Raw genomic sequence first — 18066 nt, forward strand, 5'->3', positions numbered from 1 at the left:
ATGGCTTATACAAAACAGAGGTGATTGAATATTTAAAAGCAGATTGGCAAGGTTTAGCGGATGTACAACTTGCGACATTAAATTGGGTAGATTGGTTCAATAAAGAGCGTGTACATAGTGCACTAGGTTATGTGCCACCTTTTGATTTTGAAGCAATGTACTATGATAAAATTAATCCGTTAGGTCAGGTGGCCTAACTTAAATAAAAAGTCTCCGACAAACCCGGTACGGTTCACTATTCATCAAGTGATATTGTTAAATTAATACCCCAAAAATCAGAATACTTAAAGCCTAATCAATGGGATACATTGTCCCAAGATGATTTACGCTTTATTCATTCTCAATTGCTCACAGAAAAAGATTTACATAAATCACTTTTAGAAAAAAATTTGATTTTAGAGATAGAGAAAGTTTTATTAAAGACTTGATAATTACTGGACGCTATTTTAAATATCCGATAAAATCGTCTTGTGCCTCTAAAAGACTTTTAAATTAAGTAAAGATTGGTGAATTTATTGACGTGCACACAAAACCTCATCTTCCTTAATAGGTAAGTTAATAAATTTCACTACAATGTAGGGAAAATATTCTCGCCTACTTTACTTTATAAATTTTAATCATTATTTTTTAAAAGCAAAATTAATCATGCACGATTTCAATCTGAATTAATTCAGATTGAAATCAATTATTTTTATTTTTACTTTATCCTAAAAATTATTACGCTGGATTAAATCAAAACTATTAAATTAATATCGCTTATACTTTTAATAAATAGTAAATCTGCTACAATCTAACCATCTTACTTGGATAATTGAGACAATCTAAGTGATCATGGTTTTAGGAAGATTGCTCGCATTCTCAGCAATCTTGTTACAGATTGCTGTTTTTATACAGCCTTTACTTCCAGAGAAATATCAAATTTCTCCTGTCTGTGAAACTATTGTCCATGCACTTCAATTAGATACTTCTCACCATGAGCATAGCTCAGATCATTTTACGCATAATCACTCTCATCAAGAGTTGGATTTTGTTAATCATGATACTGAAAAGCTTAATCATGCACATCTTGAACAAAAAACTTCATCTAGCCATCATCACGATGCAAATCATCAATGTCAGTACTGTGTTGTTTACGCACATGTCGTTCCACTACCAGACATGGGTGTTAAAGAAGTAGTCGTGAGAATTCAAGTTCGGTTATTAGCTTTTAAAGAAGCTTTCTTTCATATCTTCTTTCTTTTAAAGCAATTATTTCTGATCCCTCAAGGTCGAGCACCTCCTGTCTCTTTTGCTGTCTAAATTTATTGGCAATTCCTTATTGTTTTGAAATTTAATTAGTTGAAGAGACTAATCGCTATGTTATTACTTTTAAAAAATGCACGTATCTGTGTAGGCACACTCATATCAGAGCATATGCAATCTAGAGCATGCTTCGGATGTGGAGAGTTGCTATGACCTTAGGTTTTACGGCACTTGAGTTAGCACGTATTCAGTTTGCATTCACGGTGTCATTTCATATTATTTTCCCTGCGATTTCTATTGGGCTTGCAAGCTTTCTTGCAGTTTTAGAATGGCGATGGCTTAGAACAAACGACTCTATTTATCATGATTTATTCAAATTCTGGGTGAAAATATTTGCATTATCATTCGGTATGGGTGTCGTTTCTGGTGTCGTGATGAGTTATCAGTTTGGTACAAACTGGAGTGAATTTTCTCGATTTGCAGGAGGCGTTACAGGCCCGTTACTGAGCTACGAAGTTCTAAGTGCTTTCTTCTTAGAAGCAGGATTTTTAGGCATTATGCTTTTTGGATGGGGGCGTGTCGGTAAAAAAGCACACTTTTTTGCCACACTGATGGTCGCCATCGGTACATGTATTTCAATGTTCTGGATTTTGTCTTCAAACAGTTGGATGCAGACACCACAAGGCTTCACGATTGAAAATGGGGTTGTTGTACCTCAAGATTGGTTTGCTATTGTTTTTAACCCATCCTTTATCTATCGCTTATTCCATATGGCACTTGCAGCCTTTTTAGTAGCTGCTCTTCTTGTTGCTGCTACTGCTGCGTGGCACTTGCTCAAAGGCCGTAGAGATGCATTAGTCAAAACATCATTTTCAATGGCGCTTTGGTTAATCCTTATTTTAGCCCCCCTCCAAGTTTTTATTGGTGATGCCCATGGTTTAAATACCCTAAAACATCAACCAGCTAAACTTGCTGCTATGGAAGGCCATTGGGAAACGAACCATGATCATGGGATGCCCTTATATTTATTTGGTATTCCTGATATGCAAGAAGAACGCACGAAATATGCGATTGCAATTCCACATTTAGGAAGCCTAATTTTGACCCATTCCATGAATGGGACGGTGAAAGGATTAAAAGATTTTGCACCTGAAGATCGTCCAAATTCAACAATCGTATTTTGGAGTTTCCGTATTATGGTTGGGCTAGGCATGCTTATGCTCTTCCTTGCAGTCACGGCCCTATGGCTCAGAAAAACAGGCAACCTCTATGAGAGTAAGTGGTTTCATCGCTTTGCAATCCTAATGGGTCCTTCAGGCTTCATCGCGTTACTCGCAGGTTGGTTCACCACAGAAGTAGGACGTCAGCCATGGATTATCTATGGCGTTATGAGGACAAAAGATGCGCTTTCTCCAGTCTCAGCAGAACAGGTGGGATTAACCCTCATTATTTTTGTGATCGTGTATTTTATTGTCTTTGGTGTGGGCATTTATTACATGCTCAAACTCATGCATAAAGGACCTGAGTTTTTACATAACCCACCAGAAGAAATCGGAGGCGTTGGCCATTTTAAAACACCAATGCGCCCCCTGAGTGCTATTGATGAAAAAATTGATGATCAGGATCAAGGAGCATCTTTATGATTGATTTATCTTTAATCTGGATTGTCATTATTGCAGTTGGTGTTTTTATTTACGTGCTACTTGATGGCTTTGATTTAGGTATCGGGATTTTATTCCCCTTTATTAAAAATCAGCAAGAGCGTGATGTGATGATGAACACCGTTGCTCCCGTTTGGGATGGTAATGAAACATGGATGGTTCTAGGTGGCGCTGGTCTTTTTGCGGCTTTCCCTATTGTCTATTCAGCGGTTCTGTCAGCCTTATATTTACCTATCATATTGATGGTAATAGCTTTGATTTTTAGAGGCGTAGCTTTTGAGTTTCGTTTCAAAGCCAATCGAACAAAGTACATTTGGGATAATGCATTCATTTGGGGCTCTATTGTTGCCAGTTTCTTACAAGGGGTGATCTTAGGAGCTTATATTCAGGGTATTGATATTGTTGATAATCGCTACGCTGGTGGTGGCTTTGATTGGTTAACACCCTTTTCATTATTTACAGGTTTGGGTGTTGTAGTCGTTTATGCAGCATTGGGATGTGGTTGGCTCATCATGAAGACTGATGACCTACTACAAAAGCATATGTATAAATTAATGCCCAAGCTTTTGATTGGCTTATTGGTTATTTTCATTGCTGTCAGCATCTATACGCCTATCGCACATCCACAAATTGCTGAGCGCTGGTTTAATCCCACTCAATTGATTTATTTCAGCCCAGTCCCTTTGCTTGTTCTAGTTTGTACCTTTTTAGCGGTGCGCTCATGTATTAAGCAAAATGAAGCGATGCCTTTTATCTATACATTAGGATTAGTTTTTTTAGCATATTCAGGCTTCTTGATCAGTATTTTTCCTTACATTATTCCGCCCTCAATTACCATTTGGGATGCTGCCGCACCTGCCAATAGTCAGCTATTCGCACTGATTGGAGCACTGATCTTAATTCCAATCATACTTGTCTATACCGCCCTATCATACTGGGTATTCAGAGATAAAGTTCGTATTGGGGATGACGGTTATCATTAAAGGAATTCCTAATGAAATTATCTAAATTTCAATGGTTCATATTGTTATGGCTAGTCGGTTTCTTAAGTTTATTGGTCATTGCTATGAGCTTTAGATTCTTACTTCAACTTGCTTATTAGGTCCTTAGAAAGAAGAGGATATTTATGCATCTACTTCAACAGCACCATGTGAATTTTAATCATGATTTCCCATATATCGTTAATTTAACATTAGCTCAGGAAATTATAAGAGCGCGAAAAAAAATGAATATTTCTCAACAACAGTTAGCATCTAAACTTGGCATATCTCCAAGAACGCTAGAAAGTTGGGAAAGAGGTGTTCGGCATCCTTCAAGTTCGGCGCAGGCTTTAATCAAACTGTTTATAAAGTCACCTCAGTTTGTATTGGAAAATCTTGCTTAAAACAATTAGCTAGATTTGTGAATAGCTTTTATTAGTAACTTATAAATCATTATGAACCGATACATGACCATAAAAAGTGGTCGTATCGGTTTGGAGAAATATTTATGGTAATTGTTATTACATCACAAAACCGGCGTCATATTACTCCCCATGCGGGAAAATGTCGGAAATTCTGGAAATATGAATTAAAAGATGGAGAAGTGACTGACAAGCAACTTATTGAAGTTGAAAAGGAGCAATCCTTTTCCCAGTCTGGTGAAGTACTCGAAAAACTGCTGCCTATGGATATATTCGTAACCACGGGAATGGGCGATCGATTACGAGAAAAACTCAGAAATATTGGTGTACATGTCATGATAACAGCAGAAATTGAACCAGAACAATTTATCTGCAGTTTAATTTCAACCAAATAAAAAGTTTAAAGGAAAGCGGTCATTTATCATGAACAAAATAAGAAAACCCTGCAGATGCAGGGTTTTCTTATTTCATTTATTATTGTGAAGTATACGAACCATCAACCGTATACTGACTGCCAGTCACAAATGAAGCTTCATCTGATAATAGGAAAGCCACGACTTGAGCAACTTCTTCTGGTTTACCCAATCGACCAACTGGATGAAGTTTCACTAATTCTGATTCCTCAAATTCTCCAATTAATGGAGTTTGGATATACCCAGGATGAACTGAATTAATACGTATACCTTGATCAGCATATTCCAATGAAGCAGTCTTTGTCAGACCTGTCACACCATGCTTAGCCGCAACATATCCTGAAATATTCTTAGTCCCAACTAAACCTAAGATAGATGCGGTATTAACAATCGCACCACCACCAGATTTAAGCATTGCTGGAATCTGATAATGCAGCCCATAAAAAACAGCGTTCAAATTAATATCTATCACTCGACGCCAACCCTCTATACTAAACTCAGCAATCGGATTAACTTCACCTAAGATACCCGCATTATTAAATGCTAAATGCAAAGCTCCAAAGCTTTCCACAGCAAAGTCAACTGCTTGTTTCATTTCCTCTGGACGAGATGTATCCGTTTTATTCGCAACAGCATGACCGCCCGCAGCCATAATTTCAGCTACAACTTTCTCAGCCGCATCAAGATTGATATCTGAAACAACAACTTTTGCCCCTTGCTTAGCAAGAAGCAACGCCGTGCTTCGCCCAATACCCGAACCTGCACCTGTAACTAAAGCCACTTTATTATTAAAGCGTGTTGACATCTTAGACCTCTCTTCTTTATAAAATGAGCATATGAGCCATGCTCGTGCTTGAATCGTCTTACGTCCTATTTCTGCACTTGGATTGCAAATTGAATTACATGACATTTTCCGTTATGTAATTTACCTTCATAGCGCTCCTGCTCTCCGACATAAAAATGATGGAGATGATCATTTTTAAATACCGACAGAATCAGCATTGGGTCGTATAAATAGTTGATATCTTTGGGACCACCAGTTCGATAATGGATTTGCTCTTTAGAATAAAGCTCTCCAATAAACCAACCATTGTCTGTCAATGATTGGCGAATCCCAGTGAGTACCTTAAATTGCGTATTTTCATCAAAATGCCCATACACACACATCACATTTTGATAACGTTCTCTTGGCCACTCGACATCACTGAGATCAATATTTCTAAGTGTAAAATCAAATCCAGCATCTTGAGCTTTTGCAGACAAATGTTGCAAGGCAACTTTTGAGTAATCCCATATTTCTGCCGAAAATGAATCATTTTGCCGTCTTGCTTTATCCGCTAAATAAAGGATATTCCGCCCTTCACCCTCTGCGATAGCAAGGGTTTTTCCCACAATTGGAATTTGATCTGCTATCTGTTGAATAAAATGATTGGGCGAAATGCCATATAGATCCTGTGTTTGCGAATAAAGACTATCCCAATGCTGACTCATATCGCTTTCCAATGATCGAAAAATTAGGCTGTGAATTCTTTAAATGCTTCCAATGCATTCGCTGCATACATCAATGAAGGCCCACCTCCCATATAAACTGCAACGCCAAGCACTTCTTCCAATTCTTGTAATGTTATCCCCATTTTGACTAGGGTTCTGACATGAAAGCCTATACATCCATCACATCGTGCTGCAACACCAATTGCTAAAGCAATCATTTCCTTAGTTTTAGGATCAACAACACCTTCACGCATTGCAACTTGTGACAATTGATTAAAACTCTTCATTAAATCAGGAGAATCCTGCACTAATGTCTTCAAGTTTCCTGAAATGTTTTGGGTTAATTCTTTGTATTTCATAACTCTCTCACTTAAATATCGGTGAATTTGAACTAGACTTTAAACAACAATTTATTTCTCTACTGGATAACCATGTTCTACCCATGCTTGAAAACCTCCTTGAACAGATTTAACCTGAGTAAAACCCATATTCTGCAAAGTATCTGTAGCTAGAGCTGATCGCCCGCCCGTTCCACAAATCAAATAAATAGGCTGATCTTTCAAATGCTCAAGTGCCTGAACAGTATCGCAATGGTGACTGGCAAACGGATGCTGATGTATACGCATTTCTAAAACACCACGTGGATAGTTCACAGCACGATCAATAAAAGCTGCTTGAAATTCTTCGGGTTCGCGGACATCAATGAGAATTGTTTTATGGTTTTTCATGGCTTCAAGTAAGTCTGTGACAGTCACTTCCTGAATTCGGCTTTTTGCCATTGAAATTAATTGATCTGCTGTTTTCATTACTCTTTACCTCTTCCGATCTATAAAAATCTAGTCTCTGATTACGTCTTCATATCTTTAAAATGCTGTTTTAAAATTTATCTTCAGCCTATTGCTTGAACTAAGCCATAGTAACTGTAAAAATTAAATAAAACGCTACGCCTATGACTGTCACAGCAAAAACCTTTTGGATTTGACTATTCTTAACTAAAGGCATCAAACTTCGACCAATCAACATCCCTAACACGCAAGCTAAAACGAAAGTCAGCGTAACTGAGACAGGGTATTGAAAACCATCTAAAATATGAGCAGAAATACTAACGCCACCAATCAGAAAAATAATCATGAGTGAGGTAGCTACAATGCTACGCATATCCAAGTCTGTAAATTTACTGAGTGCGGGTACAATCACGAACCCACCCCCAACTCCAAGCAAACCAGTTAATAAACCTGCGACTATACCTATACCACCAAGGGCCAAAGCCGTCTTTACATTCCAAATCAAACGCCCTGTCATCTGATTTACTTTACACAGCGCACCTGTATGATGATCATTCACTTTTTTAAAGAAAATCCGATAGGCAACAAATAGCATGACTAAACTAAATGCTAACGTAAGCCATGTCGGAGAAATAACCCCTCCCAGATATACACCATAACGTGCTGAAGGAATGCTGATCAGTGCAATCCATAGTGCAGCACGATACCGTACGATGTGCTTGGACAAACCTTCAAATGTTCCAACCAGCGCTGATAAGGTCACTGCAAGCAAACCTACTGGAGCAGCTTGTGCGACTGTCCACCCTTGACTTGCCATCAGTGCAGGTACTGCCAAAATCCCACCACCTGCACCAGTTAAACCGAGTAAACAACCGATGGCCAAGCCTTCAAGTATTAGCGTCCACATAGCCACTATCCCCTCTTTACCAGAACAACTAAACAAAAGATAAAATTTGTTTAATCTTAAAATTTGCCTACTTGAAGTAATTAAGTGGAAGTTTTAGATAAGAAACACCATTATCTTCTGGCTCAGGAAACTGTCCTGCTTTCATGTTGATCTGTATCGAAGGTAAAATCAGTTCTGGCATGCTTAAAAGCGCATCACGCTTATTACGCATTTCAACAAATTCAGCTTTGGTTGTGCCTTCGTGAACATGAATGTTGTGTTTTTTTTGCGTCTGAATATCCGTTTTACACATGTAGGTATCACGTTTTTCTGGCAAATAATCATGGCAGAGAAATACTCGTGTTTTTTCAGGTAATTGATACAAACTTTGTATGGAATCGAAAAGGGTTGATGCACTTCCTTTTGGAAAATCGCAACGCGCTGTTCCATAATCTGGCATAAACAAGGTATCACCAACAAACACAGCATCACCGATAACATAACTCAAGCAGGCAGGCGTATGTCCAGGTGTAGGAATGTTATATGCCTCAATGGAACCAATCTGGAATTTCTCATAATCCTCAAACAAATGGTCAAACATCTGCTGAGTATTCCATTGCTTGATATCCAGATGATAGATCGCTGCGAAAGTCTTCTGAACCATCGCTATTTTATGGCTCATGGCAATCTTTCCGCCAAGTGTAGCTTTGAGATACTGCGCCGCAGTTAAATGATCGGCATGGACATGGGTTTCCAAAATCCACTCAACTGTTAAGCCTTGCTCTTTGACATAAGCAATAATCTTATCGGCATGTATGGTCGATGTACTGGCAGATGCAGCATCATAATCCAGCACACTGTCAATAATTGCACATGCTTTCGTTGAAGGATCACTTACCACATAACTAAAAGTATGGGTATCTTCATGAAAAAAATCTTTTACAACAGGTGAATTTGACATGATTAAGCTCCTGTCCACTTACGATGAAGCAAGATGCCTGCAAACATTGAGACAATAAAATACAGAACCTGATAATGCCCAAGACCAATCAAGGTAAAACTGGGTGCAGGACATATCCCAGCAATCCCCCAACCAATACCAAATAAAAGGCTGCCCGAGATCAATTTAAAATCAATTTTATGATTGCTAGGTAACTCAATTGGTTCATTAAATACGGTTTTAGGTGCCTGACTGCGTACCACCTTTTGAAAAGGAATAATTGCAATCATAATCGCCCCAATCATTACAAAAGCTAGGCTTGCATCCCAATCACCAAACAAATCTAAGAAGTTTAGAACTTTTTCTGGATTGGACATCCCTGAAAGCATCAAACCTATAGAAAATAAACCGCCGAAAATGAAAGCAAGAAAATTCTTCATTTAGAAAGCTCCTGTGACATGGCGAATCATATAAACCGTAACAAATCCAGCGAACATAAAACTCATGGTGGCTAGAATAGAACGTTTAGATAAGCGGCTGATTCCACAAATGCCATGACCACTGGTACAGCCTGAACCTAGGCGTGTCCCAAAACCCACCAATAGCCCAGCAATGATCATCATCAACGGACTGGCATTCAATTCAATTTCTGGCTGAACAAATCGCCCATAAATGAAAGGTATAATGATCAAACCTGACATAAACCAAATAGCAGGTGTCTTAAATATCATTTGAGGGTTTAGAATTTGTGCAACTAATCCACTAATTCCGGCAATACGACCATGTACATATAGGTAGCCAACTACAGCTGCACCTAGCAATAATCCACCCATAAAGGAAATCAAATAGTCATACATACAATTCAAATCACGCCAAACAATATACTTATTAATATTATATAATTAAATAATATACAAGTATTACTTTATTTTTTTGTATAATAATAAGATGATTTTTAGGATACGCTTATGAAAACCAATGAATTAAAAATGAAAATAGATCTTTCAAAAGTCGACCTTGTCACTGATTGTCTAAAAGTCTTATCGAATCCTGATCGTCTTAAAATTTTATGTGTCTTAATTGATGGTGAGCTGAATGTTCAACAAATTGAAAAAACCGCTCAGGTATACCAACCAACATTGTCCCAACAACTAACGATACTCAGAAAAAGTAAAATGGTATCGACACGCCGCGAAGGCAAACAAATCTTTTATCAATTTAGTGATATGAGAATATTACAAATCATGCAGACCCTATACGGCTTATATTGTATGAATGACATAGACTCGGACTAGAAATGTTAACTCCCTAAAAATATTTCACATTTGGAATAACAGACTCTTCTGCTAACTTTTCAAGCAAAAAAGTCTGTTACTTTTTTTCAAATCAATTATCTGAAGATTGCTCTAAGTTCTCCCACTCAGGAAATGGATTAACCATAAGTTTCCACTGCTCAGGTCCTCCTGCCATTTCCTCATCCGTCAGTAAACATTGGTCAAACTGTTGGATTAAACTCTGTTCATCCATATCCATTCCAATCATTACAATTTCCTGTCGTGCATCCCCAGTACGCTCATCCCAATTTCTGATGATTTCATCACGGCTTTGCTGATCCTCTGGCCAATGCTCGTCAGGAACCGTTGCCCACCAATAGCCGGCAACACCATGTCTAGCCATTGCACCCGCTTGTGACCAAGAAGCAGCAAACTCTGGGTTTGAAGCCAACCAAAAATAGCCTTTCGAACGAACCACACCTTTCCATTCGGAATTGATGAAATCATAAAAGCGTTGTGGATGAAATGGACGTCTTGCGCGATACACAAAACTTTTAATTCCATACTCTTCGGTTTCAGGTGTATGTTCCCCACGCAATTCCTTCAGCCATCCTGGGGCTTGAGAGGCTTCATTAAAATCAAAAAGCCCTGTATTTAAAACTTTATCTAAATTGACTTTACCAAATTCAGAAATTTCAATTTTTGCTCGTGGATTAAGTTTATTTAGAATTGCAAATAAACGTTGTTTATCATCCTCATTGATCAGATCTACTTTATTTAAGATGATGACATCACAAAACTCAATTTGATCAATCAACAGGTCAACCACAGTACGCTCATCTTGTTCACCCAACGACTCTCCGCGTTGTTGCAAACTATCATACGAGCTGTAATCTTTTAAAAAATTAAAGGCATCTACAACAGTCACCATGGTATCAAGTCGTGCAAACTCATTCAGTGACACACCATTTTCATCTTCAAAAGTAAAAGTTTCGGCTACGGGCAATGGCTCAGAAATTCCCGTTGACTCAATGACTAATTGATCAAAACGATACTCTTGAGCAAGGCGACGAACTTCTACCAGTAAATCTTCCCGCAAAGTACAGCAGATACAACCATTACTCATTTCTACCAGTTTTTCATCAGTACGGGAAAGTTCTGCGCCACCATCTCGTACTAAAGCAGCATCAATATTTACCTCCGACATATCATTAACAATGACCGCGATACGACGACCTTCGCGGTTATTTAAAATATGATTGAGTAACGTCGTCTTACCTGCACCGAGGAATCCCGACAGCACAGTTACAGGTAATTTGGCTGGAGTGGCTAAAGAATTATCCATTGGCTTTCTCACTTATCTTAATAAAAGGCTTGTTACGTTTGGAAAAACATAAAGCACATTGACCTAATAGCTCTAAACAATGATGTTTAGGGCTAAAATCCTGATGAACAAGTGACTGTTCAATCACTTGAGTAAACTGAGGTGAATCAAGAATTTGAACTGTCTGACACTCTGTACAAATTGTGACGAGTAAGTAATTTTGTTTATTTTTCAATTCATACGCTAAATATTTATTCAATGTATCAAGTCTAAGTATTAAGCCATAGCCTGACAGTTTTTTTAAAATACGATAAATTTGTACTGGAGATTGCAAGCCATAAGGTTTTACCTTTTCTAATAAAGCATAAGCACTTATTGCTTTCTGCTCATTTTGCAAAATTGTTAATACCCTTTGCTGTATCGCACTAAGTTTTAATTCACTCATCTACATTTCCTTTATCATTTCGATTAGATAAAAGCTGGGTGATACAGGGAGATGAGGTACTTCTATGATCCGGTCCCCATGTGCGATATCCAGCACTATCAATATGAATTTGACCAGAAGCATAGACTCCTAGTCCCATATTCAAGCGATCACCATTTTTGACCCAAAATTGACACAAATTTGTTTTTGTTTGCTGAATCGTTGTAAGTTCTTCTGGTATTGGCTGTTCTGGACCAATCCTAAAATCGAGTGCAGCATTAAAAACATGTCTGGAAGAATCTGCTCCTTTCGCACAACGATTTAAGGCAGAGTTACGGTAAACAGAAGTGACTGTAAAATCATCAATCACATTGTCATTAATTAATTCCTTCAAAATATTTAAAGTCGGTACGATATTGTTCCAAATTTCTTGCGGTGGAATTTCATATTCAGATGCATGGCAGTTTTGCCAATCTCGCGCTGTTTGAAATAGTTCAAATTCAGGCACTACATTCTGCAAGTCTTGATTTTTTAAAAAAGATTGATAACGATGAACCTGATTTTTATTAAAAGGTTGAGATAACCAGTTCTGATAAGAAGCAGGTGTAATTTTCTGAAGTGTTGGACGAGACTGCACAGATTTATGTTTGAATGTGTCATCTTCTTCCGAAGAGTAGGGTTGCGAAACCAAATGCCGTATTGGTTTTTGACTACATGCGATAAGACAAAAAAGTACCCCGAAAATTAAAAAATGTTTCATTACTCATTTATACCCTAATATCACAGCTCTCAATCTTATTGAGATTGCCTCAGTATTTGTTATGTTATAACATAACAAATATATTTAAAAGCTGTTCTTCTTAATTTAAGTAGGCGGAATGAGATTTTATTTAATAATTTTTTGCAATTTATAGAGGGTTAATAAGGAAAAAATAATGTCTGATTTGTATGTTTATAACGCTGAAACTCGCTCAAAAGAGCACTTTGAGCCCATCGTAGCAAACGAGATCAAGCTCTATGTCTGTGGAATCACCGTTTATGACTACTGTCATATTGGACATGCCAGAACCATGATTGCATTTGATTTGATTGTGCGTTTTTTAAGATCACAGGGCTGGAAAGTAAAATACATTCGTAATATTACGGATATCGATGACAAGATTATTCAAAAAGCACAAGACAACCACGAATCCATCGGCGAATTGACGGATCACTTTATTCAAGCAATGCATAAAGATTTTCAGACTTTAGGCTGCCTCTCTCCTGATGCAGAACCTAAAGCAACTGATTCTATTCAAGATATTCAAACTATTATCCAAACCTTATTCCAAAAAAAATACGCCTATCAAACATCAAATGGTGATATTTATTTTTCCATTGAAAGCTATCCTGACTATGGACGATTATCTGGCCGAAAATTAGCAGATATGCAAGCAGGCGCTAGCCAACGCATCAACATAGAAACTGAAAAGCGTCACCCTTTTGATTTTGTACTCTGGAAAGCTTCAAAACCCAATGAACCTTTTTGGCAATCGCCTTGGGGAAATGGGCGACCAGGTTGGCATATTGAATGTTCGGCAATGTCAATGTGTCATCTTGGCAACCATTTTGATATTCATGGCGGTGGGGGTGATTTAATTTTCCCACATCATGAAAATGAAATTGCGCAGAGTGAAGCTGCAACTGGAGAAAAATATGTGAATTACTGGTTGCATACAGGCTTCATCAATGTCAATGGAGAAAAAATGTCGAAATCATTAGGTAATTTTCTCACCATCCGCGATGCATTCAAGTCTTATCATCCTGAAGTCATTCGCTTATTAATGATTAGTTCTCATTATCGGAGTCCTATTGATTTCTCTGATCATATTTTAAAAGATACACAAAAAGTATTGTCTCGATTCTATCAAGCAATTTACCACGCACAACCCTTTATCACATCAAAAGATGATGCTATTAAAACAGAACTAAACAGTAATCCTTTTATACAAAAATTTAACCAAGCCATGAATGATGACTTTAACACCCCTGAAGCACTCGTCATTTGTTTTGACTTATTGAAGCAGTTAAACATAGCCTTAAAAGAAGAGAGCCCAGAAAACGTTATTAAAAATTATCAGTTACTTCTTTGGATCGGCAATATTCTAAATATTTTTCAGTATGATCCTGAGAAAATATTAAAGCACTCAGCTAGTGAACAAGATTCACCCCTTTCCGAGCAGGAAATCCAAGAAGCGATTCTGGCAAGAAATACAGCACGAAGCAATAAACAATATGCTTTAGCAGATCAAATTCGACAGAAATTGCTTAAAAGTGGCATCCTTTTAGAAGATACCCAGACACAAACAATTTGGAGACTCAATCAATAATGAATGATGTTTACTTATTAAGATTCATCCTTCCCACCTTTATCAAATACGGATTACACATATGGCAATTAGCAATCAAGACCTGAGAAAAGCAGGACTAAAAGTCACTCTTCCGCGAATAAAAATTTTAGAAATATTGGAAAACTCAATTCCTCACCATCTGAGTGCCGAGGATATTTATAAAAAACTATTGGAGCAAGATGAGGATGTTGGACTAGCAACGGTCTATAGAGTCTTAACTCAATTTGAAATGGCAGGTATTATTCAACGCCGTAACTTTGATCACAATCATGCTGTATTTGAGATAAAGCAAAATACTTCGCACGATCATCTTGTCTGTCAAGAAACAAACCAAATCATTGAGTTTAAGAATGAAGAAATTGAAAAATTGCTTCTAGATATTGCAACAAAGCATGATTTTCAACTCACAGGACATTCTCTGATCTTATTTGGATATTGTAGAAATTCAACTCAGTAAAATAAAAAACGACTATTTATCAGTTTTTATCACAAGCATACTAGAAATAACACCTATCAAGTGTTATGTTATAACATAACACTTACTTTCAATTATGAATGCCTTGCAGCTCCCAGATGTCTCATCTGAACCTTTTCTGAATATGCATGCCTATCCTCTCGATTGGGTCGGAATGGAGAATATCGCCTTACCTATTCACATTCAAAATACACTGTGCGCAAGTAAAGTGAATGCCTATGTCAGCTTAGATAATCCTCAGGCTAAAGGTATTCATATGTCTAGACTGTATACTCGACTGCTGGAACTCCATGCCCTACCTGACCTAACTTTAAGTAAAATTTATCAAGCGCTTCAAGATTTTTTAGCGAGCCATACTGAGCTCTCTCAACAAGCCCGCCTTGATATTCAAGCAGAGTTTAATTTAGAACAACCTGCTTTAGTCAGCGCACTATCGGGCTGGAAAAGTTATCCATTTAGCTTATCCTGTAAGTTAAGTGAGCATACTTTTGAAGCAGAATTAGCAATAGAAATCACCTATTCCTCAACCTGTCCTTGTTCTGCTGCTTTAGCACGTGACCTCATTCAAAAAAGCTTTCAAGATGCCATTGATACAAAAAAAATAAATCCACAAAACACCGATGAAATTATGGCGTGGTTAGGTACAACAGATGCGATTGTAGCAACTCCACACAGCCAAAGAAGTTTTGCTCAGCTACGTTTTAACTTAGACCCTTGTTTACAGTCCATTCCAATTCGGCAATTCATTTCACATGCAGAACAAGCCTTGACAACACCTGTTCAGACAGCTGTCAAACGCGTAGATGAGCAAGCATTCGCATTAGCAAATGGTCAAAATTTAATGTTCTGTGAAGATGCTTTACGCCGCTTATACCACGCATTTGTCAACTACTCAGGTATTTCAGGATTTAACTTCAAAGTCATCCATGCTGAAAGTTTACATGCTCACGATGCAGTCGCTCAGGGATCATGGCAATGGTAGGTTCAACAGTTTTTCTAGACATTGAACAAGGAAAGATGGGGCAATGTTATGAACTGAAAAGCATTATTGATGCTATTCCCTGGAACAAGGATGGACTAATCACTGCCATTGCCCAAGATGGACAAAGTAAAGATGTCTTAATGCTTGCTTGGATTAACCGTGATGCACTACTTGAAACCCTAAATACAAGACAGGTTTGCTATTGGTCTCGCTCGCGGAAGTGCTTATGGCGAAAAGGCGAAAGTTCAGGACATCGTCAAAAACTCATTGAAGCCAGACTTGATTGTGACGGTGACAGCATCCTTTTTTTGGTCGAGCAAACTGGACCAGCCTGCCACACTAATCGCCCCAATTGTTTTTATCTTGGATTAAACACACAACACGCCACAATTTTAACTCAGCCCATTATTTAGCTAATTTATATAACATTGAAGACATTACCATGATTCGTAAAAATCCAACTGGTCATCTCCCTGTCATTGACCAATCCGCTTATATTGATCAGACCGCAATTATTTGTGGAAAAGTCATTATTGAAGCGAACGTATTTGTCGGTCCTTATGCGGTGATCCGTGCAGATGAAGTGGATGAAAATGGCGACATGCAACCCATCATCATTGGTGAAAATTCAAATATTCAAGATGGTGTTGTCATTCATTCAAAAGCAGGTGCACAAGTCACGATTGGAAAAAACTCATCCATCGCCCATCGTTCGATTATTCATGGTCCATGTGTGGTTGGTAACCGCGTATTTGTCGGCTTTAACAGTGTCTTATTCAACTGTAAAGTCGGTGATCATAGTGCCATCCGTCATAATGCAGTTGTCGATGGTCGCGATTTACCTGAATCATTTTATGTCCCTGCGATGAGCTATATCAATGCCCGAACCGACTTAAGCCTATACCCACCGATCGATATTTCTATCAGTGAATTTTCTGAAAGTGTGGTGAGCACTAATATTGAGTTAGTACAAGGTTATAAGGCATTACAAAATGAATTTTAGACAACTCCCAAATCTCATCATACGTAATGCGAATATAGTTAATGAGGGGCAGCAACAAATCGGTGATGTCCTTATTCAGCAAGGCCGTATTCGTAAAATACAATCTAATATAACGGGTATCCACAATGCCAAGAGCATCGAGGCTGATGGCGCATGGTTACTCCCAGGCATGATTGATGATCAAGTCCACTTCCGCGACCCAGGCTCACCACAAAAAGGGAGTTTTACCTCAGAATCTTTGGCAGCTGCGATAGGTGGAATTACCAGCTTTATGGATATGCCGAATACCAATCCTGCTACATTGGACTTAACTGCACTACACGATAAAAAAGCAATTGCAGCTCAACATAGCATAGCCAATTATGCATTTCACTTTGGGGTAAGTGCACAAAATTTAGATATTGTTGAAGCGCTTGATCCTAAATTGGTTAGCGGCGTGAAAGTTTTTATGGGAGCATCAACGGGTAATATGTTGGTTGATGATCCAAAAATTTTAGAGCGCCTATTTGCGAATGTACCCACTATTTTATTAACACATTGCGAATCCACGCCCCGGATCAAACAGCTGGAAGAGTTTTATCGTGATAAATATGGCGAAGATATTCCAGCAAACTTACATCCTAAAATTAGGGATAAACAAGCCTGTTTTGAAAGCTCTCGATTAGCCGTATCACTCGCTGAGGAATTTGGTACACAGCTACATGTGTTGCATCTGACGACAGCAAAAGAGCTTTGCTTATTTAAAAATTTACCATTAGATAAAAAGCATATTACTGCTGAAGTATGTATACATCACTTAACTTTTGATGAGTCTGATTATGCAGATTTAGGACATTTAATTAAATGTAATCCAGCAATAAAAACTGCCAGTGACAAGCATACCCTCATTGATGCTGTCGCCAATAGTGAGCGTTTAGATATTATTGGCACAGACCATGCGCCGCATACTTGGCAAGAAAAACAGCAAACTTATTTTAATGCCCCTTCAGGGTTACCGCTAGTTCAGCATGCCTTACCCGCATTATTAGAATTAGTGGCAGATCAAAAGCTATCAATTGAAACGCTGGTAAGAAAAACTTCTCATCAAGTTGCCGATTTATTCCGTATTAAAGATCGAGGCTATATCCGCGAAGGCTATTGGGCTGATTTAGTCCTCATCCGCGAAAATCAGAAAAAACAATCAGTAGCTGAACAGACTAATTTTATGCGTTGCGGCTGGACACCCTTCCAAGAGAAAACGTTCCGCTATCTGGTGGATACAACCATCATTTCTGGTCAACTCGCATGGCACCAACAGCAACCTTATCTTAACTGTCAGGGTCAAGCCTTAGAAATTGACCGCTAATCTGCAATAACCCAACCTGTATTTAGACG

The 18066-nt window shown here is 38.2% G+C and carries 25 protein-coding genes; 14 read left to right on the plus strand and 11 right to left on the minus strand.

The genetic code is table 11. From position 1 onward, the window contains the following. The 7 genes from E0H79_RS08360 to E0H79_RS08390 form a co-directional block, all read left to right on the plus strand. Positions 1-197: integrase core domain-containing protein (locus E0H79_RS08360; RefSeq protein WP_165492524.1), on the plus strand; the 197-nt coding region annotated here is incomplete at its 5' end. Between the two features lie 66 nt (positions 198-263). Next, complete coding sequence (locus tag E0H79_RS08365) at positions 264-428, plus strand: hypothetical protein (protein ID WP_228258784.1); 165 nt, start codon at positions 264-266, stop codon at positions 426-428. Positions 429-831: 403 nt separating this feature from the next. Further along, positions 832-1299, plus strand: coding sequence for a DUF2946 domain-containing protein (locus tag E0H79_RS08370; RefSeq protein ID WP_000242853.1), 468 nt, complete (start codon positions 832-834; stop codon positions 1297-1299). Positions 1300-1451: 152 nt separating this feature from the next. Beyond that, a complete protein-coding gene (locus E0H79_RS08375) occupies positions 1452-2885 on the plus strand; it encodes a cytochrome ubiquinol oxidase subunit I (protein ID WP_000172113.1) in 1434 nt (477 codons plus the stop codon). Further along, entirely contained in the window at positions 2882-3886 is a 1005-nt protein-coding gene (cydB, locus tag E0H79_RS08380) for a cytochrome d ubiquinol oxidase subunit II (protein WP_034586667.1), read from the plus strand. Before E0H79_RS08375 ends, cydB begins: the two co-directional genes overlap by 4 nt. A 143-nt stretch (positions 3887-4029) precedes the next feature. After that, positions 4030-4287 carry a helix-turn-helix domain-containing protein gene (locus tag E0H79_RS08385; protein ID WP_034586664.1) on the plus strand — a complete coding sequence of 86 codons (258 nt, stop codon included), beginning with the start codon at positions 4030-4032 and terminating at the stop codon, positions 4285-4287. 104 nt (positions 4288-4391) lie between these two features. Next, on the plus strand, positions 4392-4700 hold the full coding sequence (locus E0H79_RS08390; protein WP_034586661.1) for a NifB/NifX family molybdenum-iron cluster-binding protein: 309 nt from the start codon (positions 4392-4394) through the stop codon (positions 4698-4700). A 79-nt stretch (positions 4701-4779) separates the two neighbouring features. Here the strand turns inward: E0H79_RS08390 and E0H79_RS08395 are convergent, their stop codons facing one another. From E0H79_RS08395 to E0H79_RS08430, 8 genes are all read right to left on the minus strand, one after another. Continuing rightward, complete coding sequence (locus tag E0H79_RS08395) at positions 4780-5523, minus strand: SDR family NAD(P)-dependent oxidoreductase (protein ID WP_034586657.1); 744 nt, start codon at positions 5521-5523, stop codon at positions 4780-4782. Between the two features lie 65 nt (positions 5524-5588). Then, positions 5589-6209 carry a methyltransferase domain-containing protein gene (locus E0H79_RS08400; protein ID WP_034586653.1) on the minus strand — a complete coding sequence of 207 codons (621 nt, stop codon included), beginning with the start codon at positions 6207-6209 and terminating at the stop codon, positions 5589-5591. 23 nt (positions 6210-6232) lie between these two features. Then, positions 6233-6568, minus strand: coding sequence for a carboxymuconolactone decarboxylase family protein (locus E0H79_RS08405; protein WP_000875385.1), 336 nt, complete (start codon positions 6566-6568; stop codon positions 6233-6235). Between the two features lie 51 nt (positions 6569-6619). Beyond that, positions 6620-7015: a rhodanese-like domain-containing protein gene (locus E0H79_RS08410; protein ID WP_000844633.1), complete on the minus strand. Its 396-nt coding sequence runs from the start codon at positions 7013-7015 to the stop codon at positions 6620-6622. Between the two features lie 100 nt (positions 7016-7115). Further along, positions 7116-7901, minus strand: a complete 786-nt coding sequence (locus E0H79_RS08415) for a sulfite exporter TauE/SafE family protein (RefSeq protein WP_000269848.1) — start codon at positions 7899-7901, stop codon at positions 7116-7118. Positions 7902-7968: 67 nt separating this feature from the next. Beyond that, positions 7969-8841, minus strand: a complete 873-nt coding sequence (locus E0H79_RS08420; protein ID WP_000071898.1) for an MBL fold metallo-hydrolase — start codon at positions 8839-8841, stop codon at positions 7969-7971. Between the two features lie 2 nt (positions 8842-8843). After that, complete coding sequence (locus E0H79_RS08425) at positions 8844-9260, minus strand: DUF6691 family protein (protein ID WP_000787781.1); 417 nt, start codon at positions 9258-9260, stop codon at positions 8844-8846. Further along, a complete protein-coding gene (locus E0H79_RS08430; RefSeq protein ID WP_002009552.1) occupies positions 9261-9677 on the minus strand; it encodes a YeeE/YedE family protein in 417 nt (138 codons plus the stop codon). A gap of 111 nt (positions 9678-9788) precedes the next feature. Here E0H79_RS08430 and E0H79_RS08435 point away from each other — a divergent pair, with 111 nt between their 5' ends. Next, positions 9789-10115, plus strand: a complete 327-nt coding sequence (locus E0H79_RS08435) for an ArsR/SmtB family transcription factor (RefSeq protein WP_000855862.1) — start codon at positions 9789-9791, stop codon at positions 10113-10115. 91 nt (positions 10116-10206) lie between these two features. Here the strand turns inward: E0H79_RS08435 and zigA are convergent, their stop codons facing one another. Genes zigA through E0H79_RS08450 form a run of 3 tightly spaced genes read right to left on the minus strand, consistent with a single transcriptional unit; the run spans position 10207 to position 12602 of the window. Then, positions 10207-11439, minus strand: coding sequence for a zinc metallochaperone GTPase ZigA (gene zigA, locus E0H79_RS08440; RefSeq protein WP_000370506.1), 1233 nt, complete (start codon positions 11437-11439; stop codon positions 10207-10209). Continuing rightward, positions 11432-11863: a Fur family transcriptional regulator gene (locus E0H79_RS08445; RefSeq protein ID WP_111861127.1), complete on the minus strand. Its 432-nt coding sequence runs from the start codon at positions 11861-11863 to the stop codon at positions 11432-11434. Before E0H79_RS08445 ends, zigA begins: the two co-directional genes overlap by 8 nt. Continuing rightward, complete coding sequence (locus E0H79_RS08450) at positions 11856-12602, minus strand: D-Ala-D-Ala carboxypeptidase family metallohydrolase (protein ID WP_034586623.1); 747 nt, start codon at positions 12600-12602, stop codon at positions 11856-11858. Before E0H79_RS08450 ends, E0H79_RS08445 begins: the two co-directional genes overlap by 8 nt. A 175-nt stretch (positions 12603-12777) precedes the next feature. Between E0H79_RS08450 and cysS the strand changes: the two genes are divergently transcribed. The 6 genes from cysS to E0H79_RS08480 all read left to right on the plus strand — a co-directional run bounded on the left by cysS (position 12778) and on the right by E0H79_RS08480 (position 18037). Further along, positions 12778-14211 (plus strand): cysteine--tRNA ligase, encoded by a 1434-nt coding sequence (cysS, locus tag E0H79_RS08455; protein ID WP_131261365.1) that lies wholly within the window; start codon positions 12778-12780, stop codon positions 14209-14211. Between the two features lie 61 nt (positions 14212-14272). After that, complete coding sequence (gene fur, locus E0H79_RS08460) at positions 14273-14689, plus strand: ferric iron uptake transcriptional regulator (protein ID WP_131261366.1); 417 nt, start codon at positions 14273-14275, stop codon at positions 14687-14689. Between the two features lie 94 nt (positions 14690-14783). Beyond that, positions 14784-15689, plus strand: a complete 906-nt coding sequence (folE2, locus tag E0H79_RS08465) for a GTP cyclohydrolase FolE2 (RefSeq protein ID WP_034583425.1) — start codon at positions 14784-14786, stop codon at positions 15687-15689. Next, the gene (gene hisI / locus E0H79_RS08470) at positions 15683-16102 is read left to right on the plus strand and encodes a phosphoribosyl-AMP cyclohydrolase (protein WP_000233115.1); all 420 of its coding nucleotides are present in this window, start codon (positions 15683-15685) and stop codon (positions 16100-16102) included. Before folE2 ends, hisI begins: the two co-directional genes overlap by 7 nt. 29 nt (positions 16103-16131) lie before the next feature. Beyond that, positions 16132-16692 (plus strand): carbonate dehydratase, encoded by a 561-nt coding sequence (locus E0H79_RS08475; RefSeq protein WP_000619803.1) that lies wholly within the window; start codon positions 16132-16134, stop codon positions 16690-16692. Further along, positions 16682-18037: a dihydroorotase gene (locus E0H79_RS08480; RefSeq protein ID WP_131261367.1), complete on the plus strand. Its 1356-nt coding sequence runs from the start codon at positions 16682-16684 to the stop codon at positions 18035-18037. The genes E0H79_RS08475 and E0H79_RS08480 overlap by 11 nt, the downstream gene beginning before the upstream one ends. Positions 18038-18066 lie beyond the last annotated feature (29 nt).

This window comes from Acinetobacter sp. ANC 5045 (assembly GCF_004331005.1).
In the GTDB taxonomy this organism is placed as follows: domain Bacteria; phylum Pseudomonadota; class Gammaproteobacteria; order Pseudomonadales; family Moraxellaceae; genus Acinetobacter; species Acinetobacter towneri.

Coding starts and splice junctions, on each gene's coding strand:
- E0H79_RS08395 (WP_034586657.1), bottom strand. CDS start 5,523: ATGTCAACACGCTTTAATAATAAAGTGGCTTTAGTTACAGGTGCAGGT.
- E0H79_RS08375 (WP_000172113.1), top strand. CDS start 1,452: ATGACCTTAGGTTTTACGGCACTTGAGTTAGCACGTATTCAGTTTGCA.
- folE2 (WP_034583425.1), top strand. CDS start 14,784: ATGAATGCCTTGCAGCTCCCAGATGTCTCATCTGAACCTTTTCTGAAT.
- cydB (WP_034586667.1), top strand. CDS start 2,882: ATGATTGATTTATCTTTAATCTGGATTGTCATTATTGCAGTTGGTGTT.
- E0H79_RS08445 (WP_111861127.1), bottom strand. CDS start 11,863: ATGAGTGAATTAAAACTTAGTGCGATACAGCAAAGGGTATTAACAATT.
- hisI (WP_000233115.1), top strand. CDS start 15,683: ATGGTAGGTTCAACAGTTTTTCTAGACATTGAACAAGGAAAGATGGGG.
- E0H79_RS08420 (WP_000071898.1), bottom strand. CDS start 8,841: ATGTCAAATTCACCTGTTGTAAAAGATTTTTTTCATGAAGATACCCAT.
- cysS (WP_131261365.1), top strand. CDS start 12,778: ATGTCTGATTTGTATGTTTATAACGCTGAAACTCGCTCAAAAGAGCAC.
- E0H79_RS08435 (WP_000855862.1), top strand. CDS start 9,789: ATGAAAACCAATGAATTAAAAATGAAAATAGATCTTTCAAAAGTCGAC.
- fur (WP_131261366.1), top strand. CDS start 14,273: ATGGCAATTAGCAATCAAGACCTGAGAAAAGCAGGACTAAAAGTCACT.
- E0H79_RS08480 (WP_131261367.1), top strand. CDS start 16,682: ATGAATTTTAGACAACTCCCAAATCTCATCATACGTAATGCGAATATA.
- E0H79_RS08370 (WP_000242853.1), top strand. CDS start 832: ATGGTTTTAGGAAGATTGCTCGCATTCTCAGCAATCTTGTTACAGATT.
- E0H79_RS08475 (WP_000619803.1), top strand. CDS start 16,132: ATGATTCGTAAAAATCCAACTGGTCATCTCCCTGTCATTGACCAATCC.
- E0H79_RS08400 (WP_034586653.1), bottom strand. CDS start 6,209: ATGAGTCAGCATTGGGATAGTCTTTATTCGCAAACACAGGATCTATAT.
- zigA (WP_000370506.1), bottom strand. CDS start 11,439: ATGGATAATTCTTTAGCCACTCCAGCCAAATTACCTGTAACTGTGCTG.
- E0H79_RS08385 (WP_034586664.1), top strand. CDS start 4,030: ATGCATCTACTTCAACAGCACCATGTGAATTTTAATCATGATTTCCCA.
- E0H79_RS08415 (WP_000269848.1), bottom strand. CDS start 7,901: ATGTGGACGCTAATACTTGAAGGCTTGGCCATCGGTTGTTTACTCGGT.
- E0H79_RS08405 (WP_000875385.1), bottom strand. CDS start 6,568: ATGAAATACAAAGAATTAACCCAAAACATTTCAGGAAACTTGAAGACA.
- E0H79_RS08430 (WP_002009552.1), bottom strand. CDS start 9,677: ATGTATGACTATTTGATTTCCTTTATGGGTGGATTATTGCTAGGTGCA.
- E0H79_RS08425 (WP_000787781.1), bottom strand. CDS start 9,260: ATGAAGAATTTTCTTGCTTTCATTTTCGGCGGTTTATTTTCTATAGGT.
- E0H79_RS08450 (WP_034586623.1), bottom strand. CDS start 12,602: ATGAAACATTTTTTAATTTTCGGGGTACTTTTTTGTCTTATCGCATGT.
- E0H79_RS08390 (WP_034586661.1), top strand. CDS start 4,392: ATGGTAATTGTTATTACATCACAAAACCGGCGTCATATTACTCCCCAT.
- E0H79_RS08410 (WP_000844633.1), bottom strand. CDS start 7,015: ATGAAAACAGCAGATCAATTAATTTCAATGGCAAAAAGCCGAATTCAG.